At 34.1% G+C, this 18,199-nt stretch carries 16 protein-coding genes; 5 read left to right on the top strand and 11 right to left on the bottom strand.

The window, feature by feature from the left end; translation table 11 throughout:
• From lpxB to surE, 3 genes are all read right to left on the bottom strand, one after another.
• Positions 1-1,077 (bottom strand): lipid-A-disaccharide synthase (gene lpxB, locus MK119_RS19315; RefSeq protein WP_290682354.1); only part of this gene is annotated, 1,077 nt, incomplete at its 3' end.
• A gap of 8 nt (positions 1,078-1,085) precedes the next feature.
• The gene (locus MK119_RS19310) at positions 1,086-1,385 is read right to left on the bottom strand and encodes a hypothetical protein (RefSeq protein WP_290682351.1); all 300 of its coding nucleotides are present in this window, start codon (positions 1,383-1,385) and stop codon (positions 1,086-1,088) included.
• The gene (gene surE / locus MK119_RS19305) at positions 1,375-2,154 is read right to left on the bottom strand and encodes a 5'/3'-nucleotidase SurE (RefSeq protein WP_290682348.1); all 780 of its coding nucleotides are present in this window, start codon (positions 2,152-2,154) and stop codon (positions 1,375-1,377) included. The genes MK119_RS19310 and surE overlap by 11 nt, the downstream gene beginning before the upstream one ends.
• Before the next feature lie 236 nt (positions 2,155-2,390).
• Between surE and MK119_RS19300 the strand changes: the two genes are divergently transcribed.
• A complete protein-coding gene (locus MK119_RS19300) occupies positions 2,391-4,517 on the top strand; it encodes a carboxy terminal-processing peptidase (RefSeq protein WP_290682345.1) in 2,127 nt (708 codons plus the stop codon).
• 14 nt (positions 4,518-4,531) lie between these two features.
• Positions 4,532-5,641, top strand: coding sequence for an ABC transporter permease (locus MK119_RS19295; protein ID WP_290682343.1), 1,110 nt, complete (start codon positions 4,532-4,534; stop codon positions 5,639-5,641).
• A 50-nt stretch (positions 5,642-5,691) separates the two neighbouring features.
• Here the strand turns inward: MK119_RS19295 and MK119_RS19290 are convergent, their stop codons facing one another.
• Entirely contained in the window at positions 5,692-5,913 is a 222-nt protein-coding gene (locus MK119_RS19290) for a hypothetical protein (protein WP_290682340.1), read from the bottom strand.
• Positions 5,914-6,044: 131 nt separating this feature from the next.
• Here MK119_RS19290 and MK119_RS19285 point away from each other — a divergent pair, with 131 nt between their 5' ends.
• On the top strand, positions 6,045-6,890 hold the full coding sequence (locus MK119_RS19285; RefSeq protein ID WP_290682337.1) for a DNA/RNA non-specific endonuclease: 846 nt from the start codon (positions 6,045-6,047) through the stop codon (positions 6,888-6,890).
• A gap of 25 nt (positions 6,891-6,915) precedes the next feature.
• Complete coding sequence (locus MK119_RS19280; protein WP_290682334.1) at positions 6,916-7,446, top strand: YcxB family protein; 531 nt, start codon at positions 6,916-6,918, stop codon at positions 7,444-7,446.
• A 194-nt stretch (positions 7,447-7,640) separates the two neighbouring features.
• Here MK119_RS19280 and MK119_RS19275 read toward each other — a convergent pair whose 3' ends face one another.
• Entirely contained in the window at positions 7,641-9,197 is a 1,557-nt protein-coding gene (locus MK119_RS19275; protein WP_290682331.1) for a vitamin K epoxide reductase family protein, read from the bottom strand.
• Between the two features lie 245 nt (positions 9,198-9,442).
• Between MK119_RS19275 and MK119_RS19270 the strand changes: the two genes are divergently transcribed.
• Positions 9,443-10,555: a leucine-rich repeat domain-containing protein gene (locus MK119_RS19270; RefSeq protein ID WP_290682329.1), complete on the top strand. Its 1,113-nt coding sequence runs from the start codon at positions 9,443-9,445 to the stop codon at positions 10,553-10,555.
• Positions 10,556-10,897: 342 nt separating this feature from the next.
• On the opposite strand, the gene rodA is transcribed toward MK119_RS19270, so the two are convergent.
• From rodA to purH, 6 genes are all read right to left on the bottom strand, one after another.
• The gene (rodA, locus tag MK119_RS19265; protein ID WP_290682326.1) at positions 10,898-12,190 is read right to left on the bottom strand and encodes a rod shape-determining protein RodA; all 1,293 of its coding nucleotides are present in this window, start codon (positions 12,188-12,190) and stop codon (positions 10,898-10,900) included.
• A complete protein-coding gene (gene mrdA / locus MK119_RS19260; RefSeq protein WP_290682323.1) occupies positions 12,183-14,066 on the bottom strand; it encodes a penicillin-binding protein 2 in 1,884 nt (627 codons plus the stop codon). Before mrdA ends, rodA begins: the two co-directional genes overlap by 8 nt.
• Positions 14,063-14,569 (bottom strand): rod shape-determining protein MreD, encoded by a 507-nt coding sequence (locus MK119_RS19255; protein WP_290682320.1) that lies wholly within the window; start codon positions 14,567-14,569, stop codon positions 14,063-14,065. The genes mrdA and MK119_RS19255 overlap by 4 nt, the downstream gene beginning before the upstream one ends.
• Positions 14,570-15,391, bottom strand: a complete 822-nt coding sequence (mreC, locus tag MK119_RS19250; RefSeq protein ID WP_290682317.1) for a rod shape-determining protein MreC — start codon at positions 15,389-15,391, stop codon at positions 14,570-14,572. It abuts the gene before it with no gap.
• A gap of 7 nt (positions 15,392-15,398) precedes the next feature.
• Positions 15,399-16,433, bottom strand: coding sequence for a rod shape-determining protein (locus MK119_RS19245; protein WP_290682314.1), 1,035 nt, complete (start codon positions 16,431-16,433; stop codon positions 15,399-15,401).
• Between the two features lie 67 nt (positions 16,434-16,500).
• Positions 16,501-18,033, bottom strand: coding sequence for a bifunctional phosphoribosylaminoimidazolecarboxamide formyltransferase/IMP cyclohydrolase (gene purH / locus MK119_RS19240; RefSeq protein ID WP_290682311.1), 1,533 nt, complete (start codon positions 18,031-18,033; stop codon positions 16,501-16,503).
• Positions 18,034-18,199 lie beyond the last annotated feature (166 nt).

The following is an 18,199-nucleotide window of genomic DNA, read 5'->3' as shown; positions in this document are numbered from 1 at the left end:
ATTCTTACTAGCACCTTTACCACCGAGCTTTTGTTCTAGTTCGTAATAATCTTCAAACAATTTTACACGTTCGTTATCATCTAAAATACGTGTCAATTCTTTTTTGACATTTTGAGTGGTGAAATCGTGTTGTATCAATTCCTTGACAACTTCTCTGTCCATGATTAAATTCACCAAAGAAATATACTCTAAGGTAATAATGCGTTTGGCAATTTGATAGGAAATATTGTTCGCTTTGTAGCATACGACTTGCGGTACTTTATACAAAGCTGTTTCTAAAGTAGCGGTTCCAGAAGTGACCAAAGCAGCAGTAGCAACACTCAATAAATCGTATGTTTTGTTACTGATAAATTGCACATTTTTTCCACTAATAAATTGATCGTAAAATGATTTTTCCTGACTAGGTGCACCAGCAATCACAAATTGATACTCAGAAAAATCATCCACAACAGAAAGCATAATCGAAAGCATTTTGGTAATTTCTTGCTTTCTACTTCCAGGTAATAAAGCAATAATTTGTCTATCGTCCAGCCCATGTGTTGATCTAAACTGTGTTTCATCCACAGGCTTTCTATCGGCAATGGCATCTAACAACGGATGACCTACAAAATGCACATCATAGTCATATTTTTTATAAAACTCCTTCTCAAAAGGAAGAATGACATACATGGCATCAACATCGCGTTTAATCTTTTGGACTCTACTCGCTCTACTTGCCCAAACTTGAGGAGAAATATAATAATTGGTTCTAAAACCAGCTTCTTTAGCCCATTTGGCAACACGAAGATTAAATCCTGAATTGTCAATAAAAATTATAACATCAGGTTGAAACTCCGCAATATCTTTCTTGCAAAAAGAAATCATACCCAAAATTTTACGAAGATTCATGATAATTTCAATGAATCCCATAAAAGCACGTTCCTTATAATGCATCACCAAAGTACCGCCAACTGCTTGCATCAAATCGCCGCCCCAAAACCGAATATCGGCTGAAGGATCTTCCTTTACAATAGCTTTCATTAAATTAGAACCATGTAAATCTCCCGACGCTTCTCCTGCAACAATATAGTACTTCATGCGAGTGTTTATGCGAATAATTTATGGATCAATACTGCAATTCCAGTAATAATTGTGATAATCAATACACCTTTTGCATGTGCTTCTTTATTATATCTCAAGAAACCAAAAAATGCAGCAAAATTCAAAGCAGTACCAAAAACTACTACGGAACTAATTTCACTTCCGTTCATAGCAAAATCCCAAACAGCACCTATGGATGCGTTTCGTTGATATGCCACAAATATCAAATACAAAAATGTTCCTACAATTGTAGTGCCAAGCCCAACTAGAGCTCCAACAATAACCTCTTTATTATTATTTTTCATTGAATCCTAAACTATTAAGTTTTTGTATTGCATGATGAGCTGTTAAGTCAAACTTTACAGGCACAATAGAAACATAACCATTTGCCAATGCCCATTCATCGGTGTCTTCTCCTTTGTCTTGGTTGATAAAACTTCCAGATAACCAATAATATTGTTTTCCATGTGGATTGGTGCGTTTATCAAAATCTTCTTTCCAACGCGCTTTGGCTTGTCTGCAAATACGAATTCCTTTAATTTCCTTCGCTTTTAACTTTGGAAAATTCACATTAAGTACAACACCTTCTGGCAAGCCATTGTATAATACTTTTTGAGTAATCTTTTTTACATACTCTTTTGTAGCGTCAAAATTGGCTTCCCAATCATAATCTAATAGTGAAAAACCAATGGCAGGAATTCCTTCCACACCAGCTTCAACCGCTGCGCTCATGGTTCCAGAATAAATCACATTAATAGAGGAGTTTGATCCATGATTAATTCCTGAAACACAGATGTCTGGTTTTTTATTTAAAATTTCATTTACGGCAAGTTTAACACAATCTACGGGTGTTCCTGAACTCGAATATTCAATTTGTGGTCCGTCATCAATAGTAATTGCATTGCAATAAATTGTAGAGTTTACCGTAATCGCATGTCCCATTCCACTTTGAGGGCTATCTGGAGCAACAACAATTACATCTCCTAATTCGTTCATTACATCAATTAATGCGCGTAATCCCGGAGCAGTAATGCCGTCGTCGTTGGTAACTAAAATTAAAGGTTTTTCATCCATAAAAGAGGTACTTCATTTTAAGTTGCTAAAGTACACAATTTACCGTTTAATTGCATACGGTTTTGTCTTTAACAAAAAATTAGTAACATTGTTAAAAAACGGCATAATTTTTTCTTTATTTTAGTAAAAAATTAACGGTATCGGTATGAATGCTCCTTTTCGGAAGAAAATAAGCCCCAAATTCATGCTGAATTATGAAAATGAAAAAACTTAAATCTGTGAAAATTAGAGCTTTTATGAGAAGGAACAGAATATATTTAGTGGCACTATTGGTCTTTGCAATGGTGTCTTGCGGTTTTGCAAAAAAATCTTTTGACGATCCTGGACAAGATAAAACATTAGTAGACTTAATTTCTTATGTATTAAGTAGGTGGCATTTTGATCCTCAGGATATTAATGATGATTTCTCTGAGAATGTATACAATGACTTTATCGATGCAGTTGACCCAATGAAGCGTTATTTCTTGGTGTCAGACATTGAAGAGTTTAGTGAGTATAAAGATAAAATCGATGATGAAATCAAAAAACCAGGAGTTGTATTCTTTAGTTTGGTATATGATCGTTTGATGAAACGAATGGAGGAATCTAAAAAGTTTCAAGAAGAAGTATTGAAAAATCCGTTCGACTTTACAAAGAATGAAACAATCAATAGAGATTATGAAAAGCTAACTTTTGCTAAAAACGTCAAAGAATTAAAAGAACGTTGGAGAAAAGAATTAAAATTTTCTACACTAGCAAACTATGATATAAAGCTAGAAGTAGAAAAAAATAAGAAGAAAGAAGATGCTGCTCATAAAATTAAGGATGATGTTGCCTTAGAAAAAGAAGCTCGTGAATCTACCGCAAAAACGTATGTTGAGTTTTTTGACTTAATGGATGATTTAGAGCGTAAAGATTGGTTTAGCATATATATAAATGCAATTGTAGAAGAATTTGATCCACATACCTCATATTTAGCGCCACAAGACAAAGATCGTTTTGATATGAACATGTCAGGAACTTTAGAAGGCATTGGAGCGCGTTTGCAAAAACGTACAGAAGGAGCTAAAATATTTGAGGTAATTTCTGGAGGACCAGCTTGGAGAAGTAAAAAAATTGAAGCAGGAGATATCATTCTAAAAGTAGCACAAGAAGGTGAAGAACCAGTAGATATTGTTGGAATGCGCTTAGATGATGCTGTAAAATTGATCAAAGGTCCAAAAGGAACAAAAGTAACCTTGACGATGAAAAAAGTAGATGGTTCTATTGAAATCATCACAATCAAAAGAGATTTGGTTGAGATTGAAGAAACCTATGCTAAATCGGCTGTTGTAAAAAAAGGAGAACGCACGTTCGGAATCATCAACTTGCCGAAGTTCTATGTGAATTTTGAAGACTATAATAAACGAAATGCTGCAAGCGACGTGAAAAAAGAAATTGAGCGTTTAAAAGATCAAGGCATGGAAGGTTTGGTATTAGACCTTCGAAATAATGGTGGAGGATCGTTAAAAACTGTTGTGGATATGGCAGGATTCTTTATAAAAGATGGACCAATTGTACAGGTTAAGAGTTCTGTAGATGGAAAAGAAGTATTGAAAGATCAAGACAGTCGCATTCAGTGGGACGGACCATTGGTAATCTTAGTAAATGAATTATCGGCATCGGCTTCAGAAATTTTGGCTGCAGCATTGCAAGATTATAAAAGAGCTATTGTAATAGGAAGTAAGCAAACCTATGGAAAAGGAACCGTTCAAAATATCGTAGACTTAAACAGATTTGTTGGAGGTTCTGACACAAACGTAGGAGCTTTAAAATTGACAACTCAAAAATTCTACAGAATCAACGGTGGATCCACACAATTAGAAGGTGTAAAAAGTGATGTAGTTGTAGTTGATAAATATAGTTTTATTGATGTAGGAGAAAAAGATCAAGAAAATCCATTACCTTGGGATCAAATAGATCCAGCTACGTACGATCTTTGGGATGGCTATATTGACTATGAAAAAACAATCAAAAAGAGTAAAGAGCGTATGGCAAATAATGCGCAATTAAAGTTGATTGAAGAAAATGCAAAATGGATAAAGAAACGTCGTGATGATAATGAATATCCTTTAAATTATGTGGAATACAAGAAAGAAGCAGATGCAGATGAAGACTATGCAAAGCGTTTCAAAGCAATCTCTGATTATGATACAAAGCTAGTATTTACGTCTTTGCCGTATGAAGAATTATTAATGCAAAAAGATTCTACTTTACAAGGGAAAAGACAAGCTTGGCATGAAGATCTTTCTAAAGATGTATATGTAGAAGAAGCGATCAATGTATTAGGAGATATTCAATTAAACAATATCAAAAAGAAGAAAAGAGCCGTTGTAAAAGGCTAATCTAAAAGATATACATGAGTAAAAACTCAAATTCACTAACAAAATTAGCGCTCCAGAAATTCAAAAAGAATTTTTGGGGCGTTTTGAGTTTTAGCTTTATTGTACTTTGTGCCTTTATCGTGATTTTTGCGTATGTATTTGCACCTGATGATACTCGAAATGCAAATCAAATGCATTTGTCTATTCACTCAAAAAAACCAGGATTTTCTGTACAGATGCTCACAATACCTTCTACAGAAAAAAAGGAAGAAAGCTCTATCAATACACTTTTTTTTGGCAAAGAAAACACTGCTACCGAAATTCCAATTGAGAATTATAGAATAGCTGATAATAAACTATTCATTACTGAATATACGGATGAAGCCATTACAGGTAGAGAAAAGGAAATTCCACTCAGTTCTTTTCCAACGCTAACACAAGCAAGTGAAGTGTCAGCACAGTTTATTCAGCAAAAAACCTTTCGTTTAGGAACTGACAAATACGGGAGAGATGTATTGAGTAGAATGTTGGTTGGCATGCGAATCTCGTTTACCATAGGTTTTGTAGCCGTGTTTATTTCATTGCTCATAGGAATTACATTAGGTGCCTTAGCAGTATACTTTGAAAGTAGAACGGATGCTGTCATCATGTGGATTATCAATGTAACGTGGTCTATTCCAACATTACTATTAGTTATTGCAATCACATTAACGTTAGGAAAAGGATTTTGGCAAGTGTTTGTGGCAGTAGGATTGACCATGTGGGTAGAAGTTGCCAGAATTGTACGTGGACAAGTACTGAGTGTAAAGCGGATGCAATATGTAACCGCAGCACGTGCCTTAGGATATCATGATATCAGAATCATTGTAAAACATATATTGCCAAATATTATGGCGCCAGTCATCGTAATATCGGCAGCAAACTTTGCAGCAGCCATTTTAATAGAAAGCGGATTGAGCTTTTTAGGAATTGGAGCGCAACCACCAATGCCAAGTTGGGGCGCTATGATAAAAGATCATTACAGTTATATCATTTTAGGAAAACCCTATTTAGCTATCATTCCGGGTCTTGCCATTATGAGTTTGGTAATGGCATTCATGTTGATAGGAAATGCTTTGCGAGATGCTTTGGATGTAAAAAGCTAAAAAAAAGCGAACCTACTAAGTTCACTTCTTTAATATTTATCGTTTAACGATTAGCCATTTCTTACTCCATGTCTTTTTACAAGACCGTTTCCAACTCTATGTCCAAAGGCAATACCACTACCAACGCTGCCTCCGCTGTCACTCATAGAAATAATTCCATTTCCTTTGTCTCCTCCAGAAGCAAAACCATTTCCTCCTCTGTGACTTGTAGCAAAAACTAGTACTATCATTCCTAAAATTGCCATTGTTGTATTGAATACATTGTTTTTCATATTCTTAGTTTCATGGTTAATGCTTTAACTTTTTCAAATACTATGCCAAGTAACAAAATAGATATTTTCCCTTGCTCAGTATAGCACTGTAGCATTTATGATTACATTTGTGTTTGTAAAAATTGATCCTTTTGAAAAGAAATAAAATATATCTTGTTTTAGTACTGCTGATTGGAGCTGCGGTAACTATTTATGAAAAGTATGGTGAGAACTTTAAAACAAGTTCTTACGATCCTAATGTTGAGGTTCATGGTGCTAAAAAACAAACTACGAATAGTAAGCCCAAACCCTTAACAAATAAGTATTATCTGCCAAGTTCTACTACAGGACAAATTGTACATCATGAAGGCTATTCTTTATCGTATCATGAGGCTTTTGAACAGGCAGAATGGGTGGCGTACGAATTAAAAAAGAATCAAGTCGTATATACCGATTTCAAACGTCCTTATTTTGTACAAGACAAAGCGGTGTCTACAAAATCTGCACATTGGAGAAACTACAAAAAGTCAGGTTATGATCGTGGGCATTTATGTCCTGCAGCTGATAGAAAGTATAGCAAAGCAGCGTTTACAGAAACTTTTTTAACCAGTAATATTTCTCCACAAGAACATGAATTTAATGCAGGTGTTTGGAACCGACTGGAGCAAAAAGTGCGCTATTGGGCAAAGAAATACGATGGAGTATATGTGGTAACAGGTGGAATTTTAGAAAACAATCTTAAAACCATAGGAAGTGAAGATGTTGCAGTGCCAAAGTATTTCTATAAAATCTTACTAGATAATTCGGGAGGAAACACAAAAATCATTGCTTTTTTAGTGCCACACGAAGCTTCCAATAAACCTTTATATGAATATGTGGTTTCTGTAGACGAACTTGAAAAACGTACAGGAATTGACTTCTTTCCAGCATTGGATGATACTAAAGAAAACAAGTTAGAAGCAATGACTACTTATAAACAATGGAGTTTTAGAAACTAATCTTAATTTTATAATTGGACAAACGATGAATGTTACATATAAAATACACGAACACGATTTTGTTGCCCTGTATCTGTTTATCTTTTCAAAGTCGCAAATCATTAAAAAGAAAAGGAGAAACGGTTGGATTGTATTGGCAATTATTTTTGCGTTAGGTTCTTTTTACTTTTTGGCAAAGAAAGATACTTTTATGTGTATTAGTACTGCTTTTGTAACTATTATGACGCTACTGTTTTATCCAACATATTTTAATTGGCGTTATAAAAAGCATTATCAAAAAGTGGTAAAGAACACCTATGCAAAACGTTTTGGGCAAACGGAGCACATGGAAATACATTTAGATGTAATCGTTGTTAAAAATGCAATTGGAGAAAGTAAAATAAAGACTTCAGAAATTAAGGAAATTGATGAAACAAAAGATTACTTCTTTTTAAAAATATCTTCCGATGATTTGTTTTTTCTTCCTAAAAAGGAATTGACAAGTGTTGACGAACTTCGAACAAAACTTAAAGATATTGGGTTTGTTATAAATGATAAAACGAACTTGGAATTATAGTGTGTTTACAAACTGTTTAGATAACACTTCAAAAATATCAAGACAAAAAAATATTTTATCTTGATAAAGTAGACAAAACATCTTGATAAAAAATAATTTTGTCTTGATAAAATTTTAGACTTCTCAAAGTGTTTTATTTACAAGGGTTTACGGATATGTGTCTGATGAAAATTATAGTTCAAAAAGAATAACCTTTATTCTACATTATTATCTTGTTGCGACTCTAAAATCATATCTTGAATAAACAATGGTAAATCCTTAATCTCATAAGTTTTTGGGAAGAATTGATCGTTCAAAATACTAGCAGGTGTATAATGTACATCATTAATATTACACCATTCTCTATGTGTATTTATGATTTCGATAGCCTTTGCATTCTCTGAAATTCCAAACTTTTCCTGCCACGTTTCTACATCTCTATTTGCAAACCAATTTTTTAATGCAGCATATGATTTTGCAGGATCTTGCGTATACAAATCAACCAAACGAGCAGCAATCTGAGTACTTTTATGTTTCTCATCAGGCGGAACGTTGAAAATAAACTCTAATTGTATGTCATTTCTATATGTGCTTATCAATTTATCATACGATTCAAAAGCAGCCGTACAATAACCGCACAACGGATTGGTTACACCTTGTAATTTAATAGCTCCATTTGGATTTCCAAATACAACGCGTAATTCTTTAGAAATCACATTAAGATTTAAAACACTTTGCTCTTGAAGTAATGTTTTAAACAACTCTGGATTTCGTTTAAACTTTAAGAAGTCGGTTTCAGTAGTAGCTAATTTTTCATGACTTTCCCAGTACGATTTGCAATATGACCATACAATATAAATTAAAGCAAAAATGCTAATCAACTTTACAATATATGGTGTGTCTAAATACCATGAATAATTATAAGTAGCAAGCAATAAACCTGTTTGAAGTAGCAATATTCCAGCAATCAATAAACAAAGGGCACACCATTTTTTTAACACAAAACCTTGTCTAAAAAGTGCATAGATCACCACTGGGACGCCTGCTAAAGAAAGCATTAATAACGTTCCATTATGAAATCCGATGGAAGATAGTATTAAAAATAGTCCTCCAAAAAATACAAAAGAAGCATCACTCAATGATATGATTCCAAAGATTTTATTTCCTTTAGTATTAATGACTTCTCCACAAGTACTATTTTTAGAAATAGCGCCACAAACTTTAGCAACTGCTTTGCTTTTAATGCCTAAATCTTCTCGTATGATTAAAATACTAATATATAAGCCAACTAACGTTAATGCAGTATATAACAAGTAAGGAAAACTAAAATTCAAAATCACATTTGCCGAAGCAACAGCAGCTACAATAAAGTAGGGAAGTGCTTCTTGAATAGATTGTATGTTGCTTGTTTTTTCTTGTTCTTCAACAGCGACAATAGTTCCTGTCCAACATTTTGTAAAGGCTTCTTCCGTTAACTTCTCCTTCTTTTCATCTGCATTTACAAGTTGAATGGCATTGCGTTTCTTTTCCACTAGCACAACTTCATCGCCGTGCTCTCTGTTGACCAACGCCAAAAAACAATCGGGCATTTGATCCAAGGCTTCTTTTGGTACCGTTGCCGCCAAATTTTCAATCTCAAAATAATCTAAAGTATCAGTAATTGCTTTTAAACTTGGATAATCAGGATGCGATAATAATTGCAGATTCAATAACTCACGATTGATATCTAAATAACTATTATTTGTTAATAAGGAAAGTATAATTTGTTCCATTCAGTTACTTTTAATTTTGGTAGGGGGAAATTAAATTGCTTAAGACTCACTAAAGATAGAGAGTATTTTTGAGCTTTATCGTAAGAATGAAGCTTTTTAGAGTATCTAGTTGTTTAAATTTATAAAACAGAAAGTTTTGAAGAAGATTTTAGTTGGGTTAACTCACCGAAGTGGGGTGTTTGCAAAATCTATTTTTTCTGTTAAAAATGAAATAGTTAGCTTTGATAATGATTGATTGTGAAGATATGAAACTTAATAAAATTACACTTATTGTTCTTTTTTTTATGAATATAATGCTTGCTCAAAAAGAAGTAGAGATTTATCAAAAAGAGTACACAAATTTGAGCACAAATAAGGAAATAAAAGCATTAGAAAACCGTGTGGGAATCTCTTTTAATTCGCTTCAAAAAATAATATATCATGCAGATAAATTAGAAGCAGCAGCAGACATTGAATTGATGCAAAAGCGCGCTTTTGAATTAGCGGAAAGGCATTATGAGGAAGCAGCTGGTTTGTATTTAACATGGGGAACTAATGGGAATTGCGGGAGAGAAGGTGATTTTTATAATGATTTCACGGAAGCGTTTGATTTTACCTATTTTAGTGTGCATTGTAGTTGTGTTGTAGGAACATTTCCAAAGTTTGTAGATGCATATAATAGTTATGCAACACAATATATAGAAAAGAAGCATGGTGAAAACTGGTCTGAACGTTTAGAGGCTTTAATTTTAAAGAGAAAACGGACTGTCTTTTTAGATTATACGCCAGCAGAAATTGAAAAAATTACACAAGCTTCATATGCTTTTAGAGAGTTAATTGAATATCCGAAAGGCATTGAAAAATTAGAGAACTTAGAAATATTATCTTTTAATATCAATCATCTTACCAGCCTAGATCCTTCTATATGTGAATTTAAAAAGTTAAAAACACTTCGTCTGCATAGTAATAAGTTTAAAGAATTTCCTGTAGAAGTTGTTTGTTTAACTACGTTAGAAGAACTAAGTGTGGATAGTAATGAATTGCAAGACGTTTCTAAGGAAATAGGAGATTTGCAGCAATTGACAAGACTAAATTTGTCAAACAATCAAATAACTTCACTACCAGACAGCTTTGTGAAATTATCAAATCTTAAATTCTTTGATGTGCGTGAAAATAAACTTTCGACATTGCCCGATAATTTTGAGAACTTACAAGGCTTAAGAACTTTAATTTTATGGTATAACGATTTTAAAACAATTCCCAAAAGCTTGTATAAAATGCAACATTTGCATGAGCTTTTTATTAAAAATGGAAATGATATCTCTGACGAAGAATTGCAAAAGTTAAAAAAAGCGTTGCCAAACGTGAGAATCCGCTAATAGAATCGTTTTTCTAAAACTAAACAAAAGAGCAAACCTAAGTTAGCTCTTTCAAACGGTTTACCAAAATCCACCACAAGGTGAACCTTCAGGTAATGCCCACAATCCAAAGTCTTCCAGCCATTCACCACTGCAAAATCTACATTTTTTCGGATTTACAGGAATCATTCCTTTTCCTGTTCTTTTTTGTCTAAGACAGTTCCTAAATTTGAAATACTTTTTAACATGGTAGTTATTTTTTGGTTAAATATTTAAAAAGTACAAAAACACCTTAAGAGTGGTATAGGGAAAGTCCTTACTTAACATTTGTAAAAAGGCTTTTTTAGAATGATGTTCTTGCGATTACCACTCATTAATTCGATTCGCGTCAAGCTTAATAAAAATAAAGAGTAAAATGGTAAAGCCCCAAAGTCCAGAGCCTCCGTAACTAAAGAAAGGCAGCGGAATTCCAACCGTAGGAAACAATCCAATCACCATTCCTATATTAATGGCAAAATGAAAAAATAGAATGGCGGCGACGCTGTATCCGTAGACTCGACTAAATTTATTTTTCTGCTGTTCGGCTCGGTGTAATATTCGGAGTAATAAAAACACAAATAAAAAGATCACAACGGTACTTCCTATAAAGCCCCATTCTTCTCCAACAGTGGTAAAAATATAGTCCGTGTCTTGTTCAGGTACAAAATCTCCTTTGGTACGTGTTCCTTTGAGCCAACCTTTTCCTTTAAAACCACCAGAACTAATCGCGATTTCTGATTGATTGGTGTTGAACCCAAACGTTTTTCGAATTTTCTCCAACTTAACGGGATCTTTTTCCAGTCCTAAAACTAAAGTAAAACGATCGCGATGATGTTGTTGAAACACATTGTAAAAGATATAGTTTACGGCTAAAATAAAGCTGATAGCTGCTACTAAGGAAGTCAAAGCTAAAGAGGTCTTACGCAACTTTTTTAACTTCTTCCTGAAGAAGATAAAAATACAGGCCAATCCTATGACGACTGTTCCAATAATGGTGTATATATATCCTAATTTAAGTGTAATGATAAAAAGTAGTATGAGTAAAAAACCAATCCATAAATAAATGCCAGGCAATCCTTCACGATACAGCACAAAAAAGAATGCCATATACACCATAGCACTTCCTGCATCGGGTTGTAACATGATCAACATTGGCGGAATTAGGATAATGGAAAAAGCTATCAGTTGATGTTGGAGAATATTTATGTTGGTTTGTATATCACTCAAAAACTTTGCCAAGGCTAGTACTGTAGCAGCTTTAGCAAATTCAGAAGGTTGTAGGGTAAAACTCCCAATAGCATACCAAGACTTAGCGCCATTGATTTCTTTTCCTAGCACCATTAAAGCCAGCAAACTCACTAGACCAACAATATAGATGATACTGGAAAATCGTTCATAAAACTTGGCTTCTATCGAGAGAATGAGAATTATGATTAGGACACTGGTTCCAATAAAAAACAATTGCTTCCCATACAATTGCTCCATGTCAAGTAAGCCATTTGCAGTTTCGGTTACAGAGGCTGAGTAAATATTGATCCAACCAATACCAACTAATAAAAAATATAGTAGAATGGAAAGCCAGTCTATTTTTTTGACAAATTTTGCTTCTCTATTCATTAATTGTAAATGGTTTTCCGCTTAGTGGCTTTGCATATTCTTCTTCCAAACTCTTTTCTAGCACTAACTTTTCCATGTTTTTCAACGTAATTTCGTCTTTTATATACTTTTCAATCATGAGGCTTGAAATTTTCCCAGCCCAGCGTGCACCATAATATCCATTTTCTACAAATACAGCAATGGCAATTTTTGGATTGTCTTTTGGAGCAAAAGCTACAAAAATAGAATGGTCTGTCAATTGTGTACGTTCTCCATCGATTTTGGTAAAGTTTTCCGCAGTTCCAGTTTTTCCACATATTTCAACACCTGGAACATTTAACTTTTTTGCAGTACCTCCTTTTTTCATGCTGAATACATCATGCATTCCTTGAATAACAGGTTCAAAATGTTGCTTGTCAATGCTAGTGTACTTTGCTATTGTAAAATGAGGATCGTCAATTGGTTTCCCATCAATTTTTTTAATGATATGTGGCGTATAATAATGGCCTCTATTGGCAATAGCAGCTGTCATGTTTGCTAGCTGAATAGGTGTTAACTCTACTTGTCCTTGTCCAATGGCATTAGAAATAGTGTTTAATACATGCCATCTATCATGTTTAAAGTACGTATTTGTATAATAATCACCTGTTGGAATTCTACCTGTACGGCCTGTAGATAGATCATTATCTAAATAGTCACCCAAGCCAAAACTTTTGATATGATTGCTCCAAACATTCATACCTTCTCTCGGGGAATCATATTTGCTAATGGTTTGACGATAGGCATTGGCAAAATAGGAGTTACACGATTTTGCAACTCCACTGACAACATTGCGTTTTCCACTTCCGCAATGGCAACCCATTTTTCGTCCATTTTTACCATATACATATCCGTTACGGCATGTATAAGTTGAGGTTGATGTGATTACACCTTCTTGTAAGGCAACCAAGGCAATTAAAGTTTTAAAAGGCGATCCAGGAGGATACGAAGCCAGCAAGCCTCTATCATACATTGGATTTTGGATAGAATCATAATGCATTGTATTATAATTCTTTGATCGTTGACGACCAACCAGTAAGTCAGGATCGTAACTTGGGGCAGAAACCAAGGCTAAAATTTCGCCAGAAGAAGGTTCGATAGCTACAATTCCGCCACGTTTGTTGACCATCAACTTTTCTCCATAAGCTTGTAATTTGGCATCAATAGTAATTTGAATGTCTTTTCCGTTTACAGGAAGTGTATCATAACGTCCATTTTCATAAGAACCAATGACTTTGCTATGAATATCTTTTTGAATACGCTTTACACCTTTGGTTCCACGTAATTCATTCTCATAGGTCTTTTCAATACCTGTGCGACCAATAAGTTCTCCTGATAGATAATAAGGATTCTTTTTTAAATCGCGATTATTTACTTCACTAATAAACCCTAGCACATTAGCTCCATGATCTGTTTGATAATTTCGAATGGAACGTTTTTGAATGTAAAATCCTTTGTAACGATGCATTTTCTCTTGAAGAAACGCATAATCTTTTTTAGCCATTTGTGCTACAAATACAGAAGGAACACGCCAAGAGTAATTCTTAGCTTTGTTGAAACGTTTTTTAAAATCTTCTTTGGTAATGCTTAAAAATTTGCAGAATTCCAGTGTATCCAATGCTTTCACTTCGCGTGGAATAATCATGACATCATACGACGGTTGGTTTGCTACAAGCAAGGTTCCGTTTCTATCATATACATAACCACGTTCAGGATAGGTATATTCTGTTTTGATGGCACTATCATTCAAAAAATTCGTGGCGACTTCAACCTCGTTAAATAATTGCAAATAGGAGAGACGTCCTGTGTAGATCAATCCAACAGAGACAACGACAAGGTATAACAAAAGTTTCCTCATGAATTTTTTCGGCTAAATAAAGTTATTGATAGAGTGATGATTAGAATAGTAAAGATACTAAAGAATGCGGTATTTCTTAGGATGATTAGGATAGAAGAAATGTTAAAAATTTCTAATAGGAAAAAGAAAAAATGGTGAATGAAGGTTAAAATGACAATATACACCATACGTTGTCCAAAAGCGGTGTTTTCAAGCTTTACGGATTGATGTTCGTAACTTATTCCAAAAGCAAAACGCAATATAAACGGTCTTATGTAAGCTATTATCAAACAAGCGGCTGCATGTGCACCACCAGTATCTGAAAACATATCAACGGTTAGTCCTAGTAAAAAAGCAATGACAAAAAAGGCGCTTCTATTTGAATTTAAAGGAAATATAAAGATAAAATAGATATATACCAACGGATTAATATAGCCTAAGAAGTCGATATGATTGCATATCAATACTTGCGCTAATACAGCGATAATAAATCGGACACTATTCCAAAAAATAACTGGACCCATCTAATTTTTAGGAGCTAATAAGTTATCAATTTCTTCTCTATGCAAGTTTTCAATAATGTAGACATGCTCCAAACTAGTCATATCATTAAATAATTGCACGTTTATATTATACAGGTTTTCGGTTGTGTTTAGTTGAAAATCTTTAATGGTTCCGATAGGAATTCCTTTTGGAAATAGCGTGGAGTTTCCTCCTGTAATAATAGTGTCGTTTTCAGAAAATTTTGCGAGTTTCTCTACATCTTCCAATTGTACGATATTCGGATTTTCTCCATTCCAAGTAAGAGTTCCGAAATGATTGGTATTTTTAAATTTTGCGTTGATTTTTGAATTTGAATTTAAAATACTAATTACAGTGGCATGACTTCCACCCACACGATCTATAATTCCAACAATACCTTTAGAGTTGATAACGCCCATATCGGTTACAATACTGTCGTTACCTCCTTTGTTGATTAATAAAATATTATTGCTACTTGAGTAGCTGTTTTTGATAATTTTTGCTGAACGAAATAAATAATCAGTAGGATAGGAGATACTGTCAATAAACTGAACTGTGCTTAAACTATCTTGTTTATTGTACAGTATGGTTTTGAGTTGTCTATTTTCTTCAACCAATTGTTCATTTTCAGATTTTAGACTGAAATAGGAAGAAACACCATTTGCTTGTTCGTAAATACCACCTGTAAGCCAATTGGCAGAGTTGATAAATTTACTTTTGTGATAAGAATGTGATTGAATTGTAAAGAGTAAAGAGATAGACAGCAACACTAAAAACAGAATAAAGTTTTTATTCTTGATTAGAAAGTTAATTATATGTTGCATGAGCTATTCAGTTCTTCCCAATTAATACACTTTTAAATTTACTTAGGTTTTTCAGCGTAATTCCCGTTCCGCGTACAACAGCACGTAATGGATCTTCGGCAATATATACTGGTAAATCTGTTTTTTGAGACAAACGTTTATCCAAACCACGTAACATAGATCCTCCACCTGCAAGATAAATTCCAGTATTGTAGATATCAGCCGCTAATTCTGGCGGTGTTTGTGATAGCGTTTCCATCACGGCATCTTCAATACGTAAAATAGATTTATCTAAGGCTTTGGCAACTTCTCGGTATGAGATTTGAACCTGTTTTGGTTTCCCAGTCAATAAGTCACGACCTTGAACCGACATTTCTTCTGGCGGAACTTCTAAATCTTCTGTAGCGGCTCCGATTTGAATTTTAATTTTTTCTGCAGTGCGTTCTCCCACATATAAGTTGTGTTGTGTACGCATGTAGTATACAATATCGTTGGTAAATACATCACCCGCAACTTTGACAGACTTGTCACAAACAATTCCGCCTAAAGCAATTACGGCAATTTCGGTAGTTCCACCTCCGATATCAACAATCATGTTTCCTTTTGGTTGCATGATATCGACACCGATACCAATGGCAGCTGCCATTGGCTCGTGTATCAAATAAACTTCTTTTCCATTTACACGTTCTGCCGATTCTTTTACGGCGCGCATTTCCACTTCTGTAATTCCTGATGGAATACAAATTACCATACGTAATGATGGCGAAAATAATTTCTTTTTAAGTGCTGGAATATTTTTTATGAACAGACTGATCATTTTTTCAGAAGCATCAAAATCTGCAATTACGCCATCTTTCAATGGACGAATTGTTTTGATGTTCTCATGGGTTTTTCCTTGCATACGAGCAGCTTCCTGTCCGACGGCAATGATTTTGTTGGACATCCGGTCCCTGGCGACAATCGATGGGCTATCAACAACTACCTTATCATTATGAATAATTAAGGTGTTTGCTGTTCCTAAATCTATCGCTATTTCCTCTGTTAAGAAATCAAAAAATCCCATGTGTTATGTCCGCTATTAATGTGTGTTTTGTAATTCATTTTTAATGACTTACAAAGGTATAAAAATTTTAGTGTTTAAAGTGTCTTGTACCAGTAAATACCATTGCAATTTCATTCTCGTTACAGTAATCGATACTTAATTGATCTTTTATAGATCCTCCAGGTTGAATTACTGCTTTAATTCCTGCCTTATCTGCTATTTCTACGCAGTCAGGAAATGGGAAAAATGCATCACTTGCCATGACAGCTCCATTCAAGTCAAATTTGAAACTGTTTGCTTTTACAATAGATTGATTTAATGCATCAACTCTACTTGTTTGTCCAGTTCCGCTCGCACACAATTGTTTGTTTTTTACCAAAACTATTGTGTTTGACTTCGTGTGCTTGCATAATTTAGAAGCAAATAATAAATCATCTAACTGTGCTTCTGTTGGTTTATTGTTTGTTGGATATGTTAAATCTTCAATAACATCCGTTTTTGCATCTTTATCTTGAACTAAAGCACCATTCAAACATGTACGTACTTGTGTTTGAGGTAATTCAACTTCGTTTTGGATTAAGATGATTCTGTTTTTCTTTCCTTTTAAAACTTTTAAAGCATCTTCATCATACGATGGAGCAATGACAACCTCACAGAATAACTTGTGAATTTCGTCAGCCGTTGCTTTATCAATTTTTGTATTTGCAATTAAAATTCCACCAAAAGCAGAAACAGGATCACCTGCCAAAGCATCTACATACGCTTGGTGAATGGTTGCACGTGTGGCAAACCCACATGCATTGTTATGTTTTAAGATCGCAAATGTAGGATCGTCGTTTGTAAACTCGTTCATCAAGTTTACGGCTGCATCTACATCTAGTAAATTGTTATAACTTAATTCTTTTCCGTGTAACTTCTCGAACATCTCATCAAAGTTTCCAAAGAAGAATCCGCGTTGGTGTGGGTTTTCTCCATAACGCAATACTTTTCCTTCTGTTTCGCTTACTTTTAAAGCTGGAATTGCATGATCTTGATTGAAATAGTTGAAAATTGCTGTATCATAATGTGAAGATACATTGAAAGCTTTTGCTGCAAACGCTTTTCTGTTTTCAATAGAGAAAGCTCCTTCTTGCGTTTCTAACAAGTTTAAGAAGTTTTCGTAATCGTTTACTGAAGATACACAAAGTACGTCTGCAAAGTTTTTGGCAGCAGCTCTGATTAATGAAATTCCTCCGATATCAATTTTTTCAATGATATCTTGTTCACATGCACCAGAAGCTACGGTTTTTTCAAACGGATATAAATCTACAATGACAATATCGATTTGTGGAATTTCATATTGTGCCAATTCGGCAACATCACTTTCATTATTTTGACGATTTAAGATTCCTCCGAATACTTTTGGATGCAATGTTTTTACACGTCCGCCCAAAATAGAAGGATATGAAGTCACATCTTCTACAGGAACCACAGGAATACCAAGATCTTTGATAAATTTTTCTGTTCCACCTGTTGAATAAATTGTGATGTCTAATGCATGTAGTTTTTCTACGATTGGAGCTAAACCGTCTTTGCTAAAAACCGAAATTAAAGCTGATTTTGCTTGTTTTTGGGAATTCATTATAGTTGAGTTGTTTAAATGTGTTGTGTGAAGCTGCAAAAGTAATAATTAACACTAAAAAAACACGTTCTTAGCTCAATAAATAATCGAGAATTTTAACTTCGTTTAAGATAGTTTTACAAAATGTTAAAATTGGATCATAAAAAAACTGACGAACACCTTTACA

Origin of the sequence: Kordia sp. (genome assembly GCF_022447245.1) — a bacterium.
Classification (GTDB): Bacteria; Bacteroidota; Bacteroidia; order Flavobacteriales; family Flavobacteriaceae; genus Kordia.
The sequence above is the reverse complement of the archived record's forward strand: the minus strand, read 5'-3'. Positions and strand labels throughout refer to the sequence as shown.

What these genes read in the sequence shown, in the direction of transcription:
- surE (WP_290682348.1), bottom strand. Translation starts at nt 2,154, where the DNA reads ATGGATGAAAAACCTTTAATTTTAGTTACCAACGACGACGGCATTACT.
- MK119_RS19270 (WP_290682329.1), top strand. Translation starts at nt 9,443, where the DNA reads ATGAAACTTAATAAAATTACACTTATTGTTCTTTTTTTTATGAATATA.
- purH (WP_290682311.1), bottom strand. Translation starts at nt 18,033, where the DNA reads ATGAATTCCCAAAAACAAGCAAAATCAGCTTTAATTTCGGTTTTTAGC.
- MK119_RS19275 (WP_290682331.1), bottom strand. Translation starts at nt 9,197, where the DNA reads ATGGAACAAATTATACTTTCCTTATTAACAAATAATAGTTATTTAGAT.
- mreC (WP_290682317.1), bottom strand. Translation starts at nt 15,391, where the DNA reads ATGCAACATATAATTAACTTTCTAATCAAGAATAAAAACTTTATTCTG.
- MK119_RS19245 (WP_290682314.1), bottom strand. Translation starts at nt 16,433, where the DNA reads ATGGGATTTTTTGATTTCTTAACAGAGGAAATAGCGATAGATTTAGGA.
- mrdA (WP_290682323.1), bottom strand. Translation starts at nt 14,066, where the DNA reads ATGAGGAAACTTTTGTTATACCTTGTCGTTGTCTCTGTTGGATTGATC.
- MK119_RS19295 (WP_290682343.1), top strand. Translation starts at nt 4,532, where the DNA reads ATGAGTAAAAACTCAAATTCACTAACAAAATTAGCGCTCCAGAAATTC.
- rodA (WP_290682326.1), bottom strand. Translation starts at nt 12,190, where the DNA reads ATGAATAGAGAAGCAAAATTTGTCAAAAAAATAGACTGGCTTTCCATT.
- MK119_RS19290 (WP_290682340.1), bottom strand. Translation starts at nt 5,913, where the DNA reads ATGAAAAACAATGTATTCAATACAACAATGGCAATTTTAGGAATGATA.
- MK119_RS19300 (WP_290682345.1), top strand. Translation starts at nt 2,391, where the DNA reads ATGAGAAGGAACAGAATATATTTAGTGGCACTATTGGTCTTTGCAATG.
- MK119_RS19255 (WP_290682320.1), bottom strand. Translation starts at nt 14,569, where the DNA reads ATGGGTCCAGTTATTTTTTGGAATAGTGTCCGATTTATTATCGCTGTA.
- MK119_RS19310 (WP_290682351.1), bottom strand. Translation starts at nt 1,385, where the DNA reads ATGAAAAATAATAATAAAGAGGTTATTGTTGGAGCTCTAGTTGGGCTT.
- MK119_RS19280 (WP_290682334.1), top strand. Translation starts at nt 6,916, where the DNA reads ATGAATGTTACATATAAAATACACGAACACGATTTTGTTGCCCTGTAT.